Annotated in this window: 12 protein-coding genes and 1 pseudogene; 10 read left to right on the top strand and 3 right to left on the bottom strand. The window is 33.4% G+C overall.

Annotation, left to right across the window (positions count from 1 at the left end; translation table 11 throughout):
- The first annotated feature begins 4 nt into the window (after positions 1–4).
- The 10 genes and pseudogenes from AACZ49_RS03030 (at position 5) to AACZ49_RS02985 (ending at position 10223) form a co-directional block, all read left to right on the top strand.
- Positions 5–1012 carry a 4-hydroxyproline epimerase gene (locus AACZ49_RS03030; RefSeq protein ID WP_339651476.1) on the top strand — a complete coding sequence of 336 codons (1008 nt, stop codon included), beginning with the start codon at positions 5–7 and terminating at the stop codon, positions 1010–1012.
- 19 nt (positions 1013–1031) lie between these two features.
- Positions 1032–2222: a glycoside hydrolase family 88 protein gene (locus tag AACZ49_RS03025; RefSeq protein WP_339651475.1), complete on the top strand. Its 1191-nt coding sequence runs from the start codon at positions 1032–1034 to the stop codon at positions 2220–2222.
- An 8-nt stretch (positions 2223–2230) separates the two neighbouring features.
- Positions 2231–3481, top strand: a complete 1251-nt coding sequence (locus tag AACZ49_RS03020) for an FAD-binding oxidoreductase (protein ID WP_339651474.1) — start codon at positions 2231–2233, stop codon at positions 3479–3481.
- Positions 3482–3612: 131 nt separating this feature from the next.
- Positions 3613–4014 (top strand): response regulator, encoded by a 402-nt coding sequence (locus tag AACZ49_RS03015; protein WP_339651473.1) that lies wholly within the window; start codon positions 3613–3615, stop codon positions 4012–4014.
- A 76-nt stretch (positions 4015–4090) separates the two neighbouring features.
- Positions 4091–4633, top strand: a complete 543-nt coding sequence (locus AACZ49_RS03010; RefSeq protein WP_339651471.1) for a heme NO-binding domain-containing protein — start codon at positions 4091–4093, stop codon at positions 4631–4633.
- Positions 4626–6989 carry a PAS domain S-box protein gene (locus AACZ49_RS03005; RefSeq protein WP_339651469.1) on the top strand — a complete coding sequence of 788 codons (2364 nt, stop codon included), beginning with the start codon at positions 4626–4628 and terminating at the stop codon, positions 6987–6989. The genes AACZ49_RS03010 and AACZ49_RS03005 overlap by 8 nt, the downstream gene beginning before the upstream one ends.
- A 10-nt stretch (positions 6990–6999) precedes the next feature.
- Positions 7000–8133: an FIST N-terminal domain-containing protein gene (locus AACZ49_RS03000; protein WP_339651467.1), complete on the top strand. Its 1134-nt coding sequence runs from the start codon at positions 7000–7002 to the stop codon at positions 8131–8133.
- Positions 8133–9197, top strand: a complete 1065-nt coding sequence (locus AACZ49_RS02995) for a HAMP domain-containing sensor histidine kinase (protein WP_339651463.1) — start codon at positions 8133–8135, stop codon at positions 9195–9197. Before AACZ49_RS03000 ends, AACZ49_RS02995 begins: the two co-directional genes overlap by 1 nt.
- A complete protein-coding gene (locus tag AACZ49_RS02990; protein WP_339651462.1) occupies positions 9194–9514 on the top strand; it encodes an Hpt domain-containing protein in 321 nt (106 codons plus the stop codon). The genes AACZ49_RS02995 and AACZ49_RS02990 overlap by 4 nt, the downstream gene beginning before the upstream one ends.
- A pseudogene (locus AACZ49_RS02985) lies at positions 9515–10223 on the top strand (LytTR family DNA-binding domain-containing protein).
- 29 nt (positions 10224–10252) lie between these two features.
- Here AACZ49_RS02985 and AACZ49_RS02980 read toward each other — a convergent pair.
- From AACZ49_RS02980 to AACZ49_RS02970, 3 genes are all read right to left on the bottom strand, one after another.
- Positions 10253–10666, bottom strand: coding sequence for a response regulator (locus AACZ49_RS02980; protein WP_339651460.1), 414 nt, complete (start codon positions 10664–10666; stop codon positions 10253–10255).
- Positions 10663–12456 carry a sensor histidine kinase gene (locus tag AACZ49_RS02975; protein WP_339651458.1) on the bottom strand — a complete coding sequence of 598 codons (1794 nt, stop codon included), beginning with the start codon at positions 12454–12456 and terminating at the stop codon, positions 10663–10665. The genes AACZ49_RS02980 and AACZ49_RS02975 overlap by 4 nt, the downstream gene beginning before the upstream one ends.
- 367 nt (positions 12457–12823) lie before the next feature.
- Positions 12824–13600, bottom strand: coding sequence for an IS30 family transposase (locus AACZ49_RS02970; protein ID WP_339651456.1), 777 nt, complete (start codon positions 13598–13600; stop codon positions 12824–12826).
- Between the last annotated feature and the right edge of the window lie 480 nt (positions 13601–14080).

The following is a 14080-nucleotide window of genomic DNA, read 5'->3' as shown; positions in this document are numbered from 1 at the left end:
TTTTATGGCTAGTTCAACATTTGTTTGTATCGATGCACATACGTGTGGCAATCCTGTAAGGGTAATTAAAAAAGGTGGTCCCGATTTGGTCGGTGCTACCATGAGCGAAAAGCGGCAACATTTTTTAAAAGAATTTGATTGGATTCGAAAGGGGTTAATGTATGAACCGCGAGGCCATGATATGATGAGCGGTAGTATTTTTTACCCCCCAAGTAATCCAAACAATGACTTCGGAATTTTGTTTATTGAAACAAGTGGCTGTCTACCTATGTGTGGTCACGGTACCATTGGCGCTATTACTATAGGTATTGAAGAAGGATTGATAAGTCCTAAAATTCCGGGAGAAGTTCGTATGGAAACCCCTGCTGGTTTGGTTAAAATTAGTTATCAGCAAACCAATTCTAAAGTAGATTGGGTGAAATTGACGAATGTAAAGTCGTATTTAGCAGCTACAGATTTAACTATAGAATCATCAGATTTGGGAGAACTAACTTTTGATGTGTCATATGGAGGTAATTTTTATGCTATTGTGGATCCGCAAGAAAATTTCACAGGAATTCAAGATTTTTCAGCTAGTAAATTGATTCAGTTCAGCCAAGAATTACGGGAGAAAATTAATAGTAAATATCCAGATTTGTTTATTCACCCAGAGGATTGTACGATTAGAAATGTAAGTCATATGCTTTGGACTGGCAAAACTATTTCTGAATCTGCCACTGCTCGTAATGCAGTTTTTTATGGCGATAAAGCTATTGACCGTTCACCTTGTGGTACAGGTACTTCTGCACGAATGGCACAATGGCATGCAAAAGGCAAGTTAGCCTTAAAAGAAAATTTTATACATGAGAGTTTTATCGGATCTCAATTTATAGGTCGTGTAGAAGAAGAAACTAATTTAGCTGGGAAACCGGCAATTATTCCCAGTATAAAAGGGTGGGCAAAAATTTATGGTCAAAATACCATTACGATTGATGATGATGATCCCTATGCTTATGGTTTTCAAGTAATTTAAAAGGATAAATAATCAACCAATGAAAAATTATAAACTGTATTTCGTAATAATCATACTCTTTCTTGGAAGTTGCAAGGATAAAGAGGTAGCACTTGAAAAACCTCATTCTATTATAGATAAAGTTTCTGAACAATATGAGTATTTATATGAAAATGCAATTTCTTACGTCGATACAGATAAACCCATGCCTCGAACTATCGTAAATGGTAGGTTACATACTGTTGGTGTTTATGATTGGACCAGCGGATTTCATCCAGGATCAATGTGGAATTTGTACGGATTAACAAAAAATGAGGAATGGAAAAATAGGGCCACGCACTACACAAAACTTTTAGATACGATACAATATTGGAAGGGTACGCATGACCTAGGTTTTATGATCGGTGATAGCTATGGTAATGCTTTGAAGTATGTGAACAATGAAAACTATAAAAAAGTAATGGTTCAAGCAGCGAAATCACTTTCATCGCGTTTTAAACCAAAAGCAGGTATTATACAATCATGGGAATCTAATGACCGTTGGCAGTGTCCTGTAATTATTGATAATATGATGAATTTAGAAATGTTGTTCGAGGCAACGAAGATTTCTGGAGATTCAACTTTTTATGATATCGCAGTAACTCATGCAGATACTACAATGGCCAAGCATTTTAGAAAAGATTACAGTTCGTATCATGTATTGGATTATGATACCGAAACAGGTGAGGTGTTAAAGCGAAACACAGCGCAAGGGTATCAGGATGAATCTGCATGGGCTAGGGGTCAGGCATGGGGTCTGTATGGTTTTATAGTAATGTATAGAGAAACTAAAAACCTTAAATATTTGGATCAAGCAAAAAAAATTGCTGGGTTTATAATGAATCATCCAAACCTACCTAAAGATAAAGTTCCATATTGGGACTACAACGTACCGGTTAAAGCGCAAACACCGCGTGATGCATCTGCGGCGGCAATTACTGCATCGGCACTTTATGAACTCAGTACTTATGTTAAAGGTGATTTAATATTAGTTTATAAAAATGAAGCTACCTCAATTGTAGAAACTTTAAGCAAGGAGCCTTATTTGGCCGAGGTAGGAACGAATGAAGGTTTTCTCTTAAAGCATTCTACAGGGCATCTACCTAATGATTCTGAAATAGATGTACCCATAAATTACGCTGATTATTACTTTTTAGAAGCTTTAATACGTCAACGTGATATGGTTAACTAATATTGAGTATGGCAAAAAATATAGTAATTATTGGTGGAGGAATCGTAGGGTTGTGTTCTGCGTATTATTTGAGTAAAGAAGGCCATCAGATAACGGTAATCGATAAGGGAGATATTACTTCTGGAGCTTCATTTGTAAATGCGGGTTATATAACGCCTAGCCATATCATACCTTTGGCATCACCTGGTATGATCGCCAAAGGAATAAAAATGATGTTTAATTCTGCAAGTCCGTTTTACATGAAACCACGACTAGATGCAGAATTTTTAAAATGGTCATGGTATTTTCATAAGTCTTCTACAAAAACTAAAGTTGAAAAAGCGATTCCGGTAATTAAAGAAATTAATCTCATCAGTAGAGAATTGTTTACAGACATTAGAAATTCGGGCGATTTAGGTCAGTTTCAACTAGAACGTAATGGTTTATTGATGTTATATAAAACCAAAGCAAGCTATTTGCATGAAAAGGAGGTCGCCGATAGAGCTAGTTTTTTAGGTCTGGAAGTTTCAGATTTGAATAAAACGGAATTGAAAAAGATGGAACCTAATGTAAATATCGATGCAGAGGGAGCTATTCATTATGAATGTGACGGCCATACTACACCAACCGAAATAATGCCCAAAATGGTGAATTATCTTAAAAGTGTTGGAGTTAATATTTGCATCAATGAAGAAGTTCTCGATATAAAAACTAGCAATGGTGTAATAAAGGAAGTAATTACCGATAATAATAACTACCACCCAGATGAAATAGTTTTGGCTGCCGGTTCTTGGAGTGGGGAGCTTTCTAAAAAATTGAATTTAAAACTGTCCTTACAAGGTGGCAAAGGTTACCGTATTAATGTTGCGCGTAATACAGGTATATCAATGCCCGCTATATTGATGGAAGCTAAAATGGCGGTAACACCCATGAATGGTTTTACACGCTTTGCAGGTACGATGGAATTTTCTGGGAATAATAATGTGGTTAGAAAAGAACGTGTATTGGCAATTGCAAATGGAGCGCATTCATTCTATCCTGATTTGAAAATTAATGCTACCGAGATAGAAAGTGCAAAAACTGGTCTACGACCAGTTTCCCCTGATGGTTTGCCATATATAGGTAAGTCTGTAAATATTAAAAATTTAACGATTGCGACTGGCCATGCGATGATGGGGTGGAGCCTAGGGCCAGCCACTGGTAAGTTGGTATCTGAGTTAATAAATGATAAAAAGACGTCCATGAATTTAACAGCTTTTAGCCCAGAAAGAACATTTTAAGGTAATCGTTTAAAAATTAACCGTTACCAAATTATCATTCATCGCTAGTAAAAGTCCTTTCGGCTATAGTAGACGTTATAATAGTTTTTTAATTTTAACTTTGACATTTATAGTCTTAAAATAAATAAGCGATGGATATTTTATTAATAGAAGACGATTTAATCGAAGTAATGAAGTTGAAACGTACGGTTTCCAAACTGAATTTAAAACATTCAATCATTGAAGCAAAAAATGGTGAAGAAGCATTAAGTTATCTAAAATCTGGAGAGAAATTACCAGATATCATCCTTCTAGATTTAAATATGCCACGAATGAATGGTATAGAATTTCTTTCTATCCTAAAGGAAGATAAATTGTTGAAGTATTTGCCAATCGTTATTTTAACTACATCAGAGAATAGAGCCGATTTGCTTGAATGTTACCAAGCTGGTATTGCTGGTTATGTAATTAAACCATTGAAATATGAAGATTACGAGTACAAGTTAAACGCTGTTTTAGAGTACTGGAGTGTTAATCAACTAGTGAAAGGCTAACAAAAAAGTGCATTTTACAACATTTTCTATGTAATTATGTATTAATTTTCCTACGTTTGAAGTATAAAAAAATCAAATGAAGGGAATTGTGTTTACTGAGTTTTTGGAAATGGTTGAGTCCGAATTTGGTCTTGAAACCGTTGACAATATTATTGAAAATTCAAACTTACCATCTGAAGGCATATACACTTCGGTAGCTACCTATGAATTTAATGAAATGGTTGCCCTTATAACCCAACTGAGTAAAGAGGTTAATTTACCGGCGGGAGATTTAATTTATGCTTTCGGACTTTATTTGTTTTCGAGTTTGAAAAAAGCACATCCAGAAGTTATTCAAAGTTATAGGTCTCCAATTGCATTGTTATACTCCATTGAAGATCATATACATGTACATGTTAAAAAACTTTATCCGGAGGCTGAATTACCAACTTTTAAAATACTTGACAAAACCGATACTTCAATTTCGATGATTTATAGTTCCTCTAGAGGATTGTATAGGTTGGCTCAAGGCTTAATCGAAAAAGCATTTGAACACTTTAATGGTAAAGCGGATATAACCTACGAGCTTTTAAAAGAAGACGGAACGGAAGTGAAATTTGATATCGTACAGAATGGATAATAAGGAAGTTGTTCTCCTGAAAAAGGCATTAGAAAGACAAAAAAAAGCACGTCAACAGGCGGAGAGAATTTTAGAGGCGAAATCTAAAGAGCTTTACGATGTTTCCCATCATTTAAGGGAGGCAAACAGTAAGCTTGAGAATTTGTTAAGTGAAAAATCTTCTGAATTAGATGGCGTGTTCATTAACATTATTGACCCATATGTAGTTATGGACCTTCAATTTAATGTTATCAATATGAATAGATCTGCCAAAGAATTTTTTGGGTTTGATCATACCGTTAAAGTTGTAAATCTTTCCCAATTTGTTCACCCCGATTATTTCTCATATACGTACGAATCGATACAATCCATGATGAAAGTTGGTACACTAGTTAATTATAGGGTCAAACTCATCTTAAATGGCGGTATCGAAAAGGTTGTTCAAATAAACGCTAGTCTTATTTATGATAAGAACCAAATGCCCATTGCAGCGCAAGGGGTTGTTAGAGATATTACACAAGAAGATGAAGTGAAAAAATTAGTTTCTGAACAAAAGAAGCAATTAGATATTATAGTTGAGAATTCGCCATTAGGTATTGTGCTTTCTTTAGATGGTACAATAGTTAAAGCTAACAATGCTTTTGTTAATATGATTGGGTATTCAGAAAAAGAACTAAAAAGCTTTTCGCTTAAGGAACTTTCTGAACCTGAAAGCTTAAATTCCGAAGCCCGTTTAATGGAACAAATGAACCATGGCAAATTAGATAGCTTTTCGGCAGTAAAGAAATTCATTAAAAAAAATGGTTCAAAAATTTTTGCTAAGACCAGGATAACTGCAATTTCGCAGGACCAAGGTAAAACAGATTATCAAGTTGCTATAATTGAAGATATTTCAAAAGAACTCGAAGCTGATAGAAAACTGAAAGCTTCTGAAAATAGATTGGCGGCATTAATATCAAATTTACAAACAGGGGTACTTCTAGAAGATGAGGACCGTAAAATAGCTTTGACGAATCAAATGTTCTGTGACCTTTTTCAAATTCCGGCTACTCCAGATCAATTAAAAGGTACCGATTGCAGTACATCTGCAAAGCAAAGTAAAATATATTTCAAAAACCCGGAAAAGTTCTTGAACCGAATAGAAGAAATACTGGCTGAACGAAAAATTGTCTTATCCGATGAACTTGAAATGATTGATGGAAGAGTTTTAGAAAGGGATTTTATTCCAATTAATAATGATGGGGATTATAAAGGTCATTTATGGGCATATCATGATGTTACTATAAGTAAAAATTACAGAAAAAAATTAGAGGCACAGCGAGAAAAATATAGTAGTATCATAGCAAATATGAATCTTGGTATAGTCGAAGTAGACAATCAAGATATTATACAAATGGTTAACCAGAGTTTTTGTGAAATGAGTGGCTTTGATGAGGATGAATTGTTGGGTCAGGTATTAACAGATGTTATTGTTTTTGAGAACAATCAATTTTTCACAGAAATGACAAATAGAAGATTGAAAGGAAAATCTGATTCTTATGAGGTAGAAGTATTCAATAAACAAAAAAATAAAAAGCACTGGCTCATTAGTGGTGCTCCTAAGTTTAGTGATTCGGGATCGGTAATTGGATCGATAGGTATTCATTTAGATATCACTAATCAAAAGGAATTAGAATTACAGAAAGAGAAACTAGTTGCAGAATTAGAGAATAGTAATCAAGGTCTTCAGGAATATGCGCATATAGTGTCTCATGATCTTAAATCCCCTTTAAGAAGTATTAGTGCATTAGCTACTTGGTTATTTGAAGATTATAAGGATGTTTTAGGTGAGGGCGGAAAGCAGAATTTAGAGCTTATGCAAGAGAAAGTAGCCTCAATGGATAAATTGATTCATGGTATATTAGAATACTCTACGGCAAACAGTTCTGAACTTGATGATTCTAAAGTAGATTTAAATACAATTATCTCTAATATTATAGAAACGATTTATATTCCCGAACATGTTAAGCTAATAGTGCCGAAAACGCTGCCAACAATTGTTGCCGATCGTATTAAGATATACCAAGTTTTTCAAAATATAATTGGTAATGCTGTTGTTCATATTGAAAGAGAAATAGGGGTTGTAGAAGTGCTATTTAAAGATTTGGGTGATCAATGGCAATTTACGATCAATGATAATGGTGTTGGTATACCAGAAGAGTATCATAAAAAGATTTTCGAAATATTTCAATCCATTGGTAATAATGAAGGATCAACAGGTATTGGACTTTCAATAGTTAAGAAAATTGTTGAACGTTACAATGGAACAGTTTGGGTAAATAGTATTGTTGGAGAAGGAACTCAATTCCATTTTACCATTACGAAAAACGAAATTTGAAAAAAAACTAATGAAAATAGTTCAAGCAATTAAAAAACTGAATGAAACTTTTGTATTTAATGAGAAAAGAATACTATTAAAAGAACCTTTAGTTTTGGTTTTCGGAAATCGTTATATGTTAGAAAGTGAACATTTATATGCTGAAGTGAAGGATTTATTTCCTAATTCGCATATAGTGTTCGGCACAACTTCTGGTGAAATTATAGATGATAGGGTTTTAGATGGTACTGTTGTTTTAACCGCTATTGAGTTTGAAAAAAGTTCAGTGGTAATAAAACGAAGTAATATTAATGATTTTAAGAATAATGATCATAAGTTAGGTGAGAGTTTAATGGCTGAATTTCCTAAAGAGAATTTAAAACATCTATTTATTATTTCAGAAGGTAGTTCGGTTAATGGTAGTGCATTAATTAGCGGACTAGAGATGGTTAAGAATGCAGGTATAAGTCTATCTGGTGGCCTTTGTGGCGACGATGATCGTTTTGAAAGAACTTTAGCTTCGTATAATGAGAGCCCAAAGGAAGGCGAGATAATTGCAATTGGCTTTTATGGTAAAACCTTAGAAATAACGAGTTCTAATTATGGTGGATGGACACCTTTTGGTCCAGAAAGAATAATTACAAAATCTGAGGGTAATATACTATTTGAACTTGATGGTAAACCAGCTTTAGACCTTTATAAAAAGTATTTAGGTGAAAAGGCCAATGAGTTGCCTAAATCTGCTTTATTATATCCCTTAAGTGTTCGAATAGAAGAAGATTCAGAACCTTTAGTTCGAACCATTTTAAATATTGATGATAATAAAAATACCATGATTTTAGCTGGTGATGTACCAGAAGGGTCAAAGGTTCAATTAATGATGTCTTCGGTAGAAGATATTGCCAATGGGGCTTTTCATGCAGCAGAATTAGCAATGAATGGGCGTAAACAGAATCCTGAATTGGCACTTCTAATAAGCTGTATTGGTCGTAAATTGGTCATGGATCAAAGAACCGAAGAGGAAATTGAGGAAGTGAAATCGGTTATAGGAGATGATACTTTTATCAGTGGTTTTTATTCTTATGGCGAAATGGCACCATTTAGTGGTCAAAAGGAATGTAAATTACACAACCAAACAATGACCTTAACTTTATTTAGCGAATAATGCATTCTTTATTACAAAGGCAGATTAGAAAATACCTTTCTTCAGACCTTGAAAAGCATATAGATTTGGCAAGTTTTTTAGAGGCGATAGATAAGTCATATGAAAATAATGACGAAAAGTTGTCTATGTTACATAGAGCATCAATGATAAGTTCAGAGGAGCTATATGATGCGAACAGGAAATTACAAAAAGAGGCCCTTCAGCAGAAGAATATTTTAGTTTCTCTAGAAAATGCCATACGTAGTTTAACAGAAAATTTAAATGAAGAAGAATTATTTGGCCAGCACATAAAAGACGAATTTGATGCAGAGCATTTAGCTACTTACATTAGTAATTTAGCGACTAAGGTTTCAGAGATGACCGCAGAAAAAGATAAACTTCTTAAAAGCTTAGAGAATCAAAACCAATCGTTGAATAACTATGCTCATATGGTTTCCCATGATTTAAAATCTCCGATAAGAAACATCAATGCTTTGATGAGTTGGATTATGGATGATGAAAAGGAGAAATTTTCTGATGCAAGTAAGGATAATTGCTCATTGGTATCTCAGAATCTTTCCAAGATGGATAAATTGATTACCGGTATATTAGACCATGCTACTATGGGTGAAACCGAGGAGCATAGAGTTACTTTCGAGGTTGGTGATGTTTTAAAGGAAATTGTACAAACTATTTATGTGCCTGAGAATATATCATTTGAGTACGCTGACAATTTGCCGCAAATGTTGTTTGAAAGAGCAAGGTTAGAGCAATTGTTCATGAACTTGTTTGCCAATGCCGTTACTGCTACCGAAAATGTAGAAAAAGGTGTTATCAAAATTGACTATGAGCCCGATGAGGTATTTTGGAAATTTAGTGTTTCCGATAATGGTATAGGTATCCCAGAAAAGCATCAAGAGGGAATATTTCAAATGTTTAAAAAGCTGGAAACTACTAACAATGCCACTGGTATAGGACTTGCAATTGTTAAGAAAATTGCTGTACTTTATGAAGGTGATGTTTGGTTAGATTCAAAGGAAAATGAAGGAACCACTTTTTTTATTACTTTAAAAAAGAATTCATGATAGAACAACCAAATCTTAATTATGTCGATGAGCTAGCCGGTGATGATATTGAATTTAGAAATCAATTTATCACGATTATCAAAAACGAGTTTCTTATAGAAAAGGAAGAATATCATGGCCATGTAACTAATAATAGAATTAATGCTACTGCAGAAATTGTTCATAAGCTGAAACATAAATTCAATATTTTAGGTATGGAGAATTCATATAAACTTGCAGTTGCGTATGAGATGGAATTATTGGATGGAAAAAATGGTAGTGAATCTATATTTAATCAGGTTTTGGAAACTATTGAAGAATACATAAAAACAATTTAAATGAACTGTATTATAATTGATGATGAAGCTACGGCAAGAGTAATTGTAAGACAGTTGTGTTCAAAAGTTCCACAACTCGACGTAATTGAAGAATTTGACAATACCATATGCAATCAAGTTTTTAAACCAACAAGATATCGATGTGGTTTTCTTGGATATTCATATGACGGGGTTTAGTGGTGTCGATTTTGTACAGACATTAAAAGATTCTCCGAATATTGTTTTAACTACCTCAGATATCAATTTTGCTATAGAGGCTTATGAATATGATTGTATTGTAGATTATTTGGTAAAACCCATAACTCAAGAACGATTTGAAAAATGTGTCATAAAAATTTCAAGTCTATCTACTGAACCTTCTAGGGCTAAAACTGAAAATAAAAAAGAAACCGTAGAAGGAGAGGATTTATATATTAATATTGATAGAAGACTTATAAAACTTAAACTTAAAGAAATATTGATTATAGAAGCTAAAGGAGATTATATTGATATTAAAACTATAAAGGAAGATTTTAGGGTTCATACAACCTTGAAAAAAATAAAAGAAAAACTACCTGAAAAATTATTTTTACAGATACACCGGTCTTACATAATCAATTTTACAAAGATTATTGATATTGAAGATAATAGTGTTCTTATTGCTAAAAATGTTATACCTATTAGTCGTTCTAATAGACCAGAATTGATGAGACGCCTTAATCTTCTTTAACAATAAGTTTAGTGCGACTACGTGTTAGCTTACCAATTTTCGTGATATATTTTTTTAAATATTTCTGTCAATTGTTCTTTGGTTACAGGCTTAACAACATACCCGGTAAGTTCTTCAAAATTTGCAGCTCTTTTCATATCACTTTCAAGCATTGACGAGCTAACCATATAGATATTAACTTGTTTAACGATTTTAGGTTTTAGCTTTTTGAATTCTGCTAAAAATCCCCAGCCATCTAAAAAAGGCATATTAATATCCAAGAATATTACTTCAGGAAGTTCGACTTTTTCTTCGGTGCATTTTGTGATATATTCAACAGCTTGCTCCCCATCGGTAAAACTATTTATTGTTAGTTCATTATGTAATTGATGGATAGTGTTTTTCATTATATATAAATATATATCGTCGTCATCGACCAGTAAAATGTTTGATTTTTTCATCATTTTTCAAATATTAATTTAAATGTAGTACCTGCGCCTACCTTACTATCTATGGAGATTGTGGCATTAAGAGCCTCTAATTGCGATTTTACTAGAAATAACCCCATTCCTTTACCAGAGATGTTTCTATGAAATCTCTTATAAAGTTTAAAGACATTGTCACCGTGCTTATCAAGATTTAGACCTATACCATTGTCGCTTACCAACAAAACTTTATGATTGTTTTCAAAAGAAGTTTTAAATTGTATATGCGAGGAGACATTATCTCTACGGTACTTAATAGCATTAGAAATAAAATTATGAATTATGCTCTGTAAATAGAATTTGGAAAAGTATAAATGATCCCAGGCATTTAAATTTAGTAGTACTCCAAATTCACTATCATCAAGTAATGTTTCAGTGAATTCATTTTTCACTTCAAGTATTAGATCCTTAATATTTATATCCGTAAGTTTAATTTCCTTCTTATCAAGTATAGATACATATTCATTGATGTCTTTTGTAAGGTTTGTTATGCTCTTTGAAACTTTATCTAATTTTGGAAGAAGCTGAACCAAAACATCAGGATTTTTTTCCTTTCCAATCATTTCTACAATTGCAGACATACTCGTAACAGGTGCCCTAAGATTGTGTGAAATCAAATAATTGAAATCACTTAATTGTTTGTTTCTAATTTCTAAACTATTGTTGATTTCAGTAACCATCACATTATTTTCCTCCAATTTCTCCTTACTTATGGTCAATAATATGTTCTTACTTTCGAGGTCTTTATAGAATTGTTCTTTCTGATCAATATTTTTTTGAAATACATAGCTGAAACCTAATAGGCCAAGTATAGTAATAACATTAAATATTAGTAGGCTTTCAGAAACAGGTTGTAAATAAGACTTAATTAAGCTTGGAGGTATTTCTAAAACCAACAACCAATTAGAAGGAGTTATTATTTCTGATGTTCCATTAGATTTTAAACCAAAAGAATGTGTGGTGCCGTTTAAGGCTATTATTTGTTTAGACCAGATATGGTCATTTTCTACATAACTAGTATCATTCTTTTGAGTTATAGCATTTGTATTTAAGATACCAAACATGCTACCGTTCTTATCGTCAGATTCATATGGTAAATCATCCGTTAAGGTACTTGAACTTATTACTCTTAGGTCTTCATCTAATAAGTAAACATTGGTGTCTTCAATTTTAGATTTCATTTTATCGAGAATCCGCTTCATCTTAAAATTGATTACTACCAATCCAATTTTCGTTTGATCTACATCAAAAATAGGAGCTACCACTCTAATAACAGGTTTTGTAGGCTTTTCAACTACCCCATTTTCACGATTTAGACTTATTTGGGAAAGGTATAATTGATTGGGCTCTAAATCTAAACCGGCTTTAACATAGGGCTGCTTTTGTTTATTTTGTAAACCACCAATTACTAATGAATCTGTTCCTTTGCGTACTGCTCTGAAAAATTCATTTCCATTTAAATCAATAAATCGAAATTGATCATAATCAGTAATTTCTTTAATTAGCTCCAAGTAAGATTTAATGAATTCCTCATCTTTCCCAGTAGGATCAAAATCTTTGGGATATTTTAAAGTGGACCAATAATGGGTATCATTTAAAAAGGAGTAACATTGTTCTTCGAAAGATATTTTCTTCATCGTGGTTTCACGAATTTGATATCCTTCTAATGTTTCAATTTGTTTTTCTTTTTGGGAATAGTATAGATATAAAGTAAGTGCCAACAATGGTAAATAAAGGCCAACTAACATTTTTAAAACTCTTTTCCACATATAAATTCGATTAGAGTTTCATTTTCAATAGTACTCTTCGCAGTGGTGTCGAAATTTACACTTATACTAATATAAGTAAAATTCTTACTGTATTGTTTTGTTATATTGATTTGTTAGATTTATTTTATTTTCTAAGTTCAACCCATAAGTGCAACAACTTTGTTGTTTAGGACTTCAATTGGGTTATTGTAATTAAATTTTCTAATAGGTCTGTAATTTAGTAATCTTTCTACTTCTTTTATTCCTTTTACTGTCACTTCCCTTAAGTCGGTTTTCTTAGGGAAGAATCTCCTGATTACACCGAATCTATTTTCGACCGTTCCTTTGTCTTGAGAGGTATATGGTCTTGTGAAATTGGTCTTTACGTTTAGATCCTGGCTATGTGTTGATGGTGAGCGAATTCTTTGCCATTATCAAATGTGATTGTTTTAATCCAGCATGAATTAAAGTTAGTGAGTCTATTGCTCATCTTTTCATAGACTTCTTCAGCATTTTTACTCTTTAGTTTTTCTATCATCGTTACTAGAGTAGCCCGATCTGTCATAACTAAGAGCGCTGATTTATGGTTGCTCCCCATCATAAGGTCAACTTCTATATCACCAATTCGTGAACGTGCCTCAACAACTTCGGGGCGTTTGTCTATACCTATTCTACCCTTGATTGCTCCACGTCGATCTTTTACGTTGTTACGTTTTTGTCTTCGCCCGGTATGACGCAAATGTTTGTGAAGACTTTTGTAGTCCGAATGATCTCTATGGTTGCTGTGCTTTTCCATCCAGATCCATTTGTAGATGGTCTCGTGGCTAACGCACGTTTCGGATTCCTTGGATAGTCGCTTGGCAATCAGCTCTGGACTCCATTTCTCATATACCATAAGGCTTTTGATACGCACCTTCATACACTCTGTCAGCAGGACATGCCTTGCCTTTTTAGAGTGACGATGATCAGTCTTTCGCTGAGCGTGCTCACTAATGTAACGCCCAGCTTTTCTACCACGCTTAGGTATGTTACGGCCAAGTTCACGGCTGATCGTACTCTTGTGAACTCCTATGTAGTCCGCTATTTCCGTTTGTGACAATCCCATATCTAATAAAGATTGAATTTGATACCTTTGCTTAAGGCACAATTGTTTGTAATTTATCATCCAAGACGAAAATAGGTATTGAGCCTAAAACAGATGGGGCTAGCCCCATCTGTTTTAAATATTCGTGTTGCACTTATGACTTGAACTTAGACTATGTTTTTCTAATTCAGAATTAAATTCTAAATCTACAATAGTCATCATAAAATTTTATGTGTTTGTTTTGGCAGATTGTGTTCAAAGTTAAGGAGACATAGTTTACACTAATTTTTGACTTAACCTAATTGATGCTTGTTTGCCTCATTATTGTTTTTATCAAAGAAACCAAAAGTTACATTACTAAGAAAACCATCTAATAGAATTCACCATCATAAGGTTGATAGGTCTTGCTAATGCTTAATTTGACTATTCTTATAGTAGTAGGTTCTCATTTGTAAATTAGTAGAAACAAAAAAGCCTTCCGTTTATAGGAAGGCTTTTAATAAAAATGTGACCGGGCTGGGGCTCGAACCCAGGACCCTCTCCTTAAAAGGGAGATGCTCT

Source organism: uncultured Maribacter sp. (genome assembly GCF_963975365.1).
Taxonomy (GTDB): Bacteria; Bacteroidota; Bacteroidia; order Flavobacteriales; family Flavobacteriaceae; genus Maribacter.
This window is presented reverse-complemented; position numbering and strand designations above follow the sequence as displayed.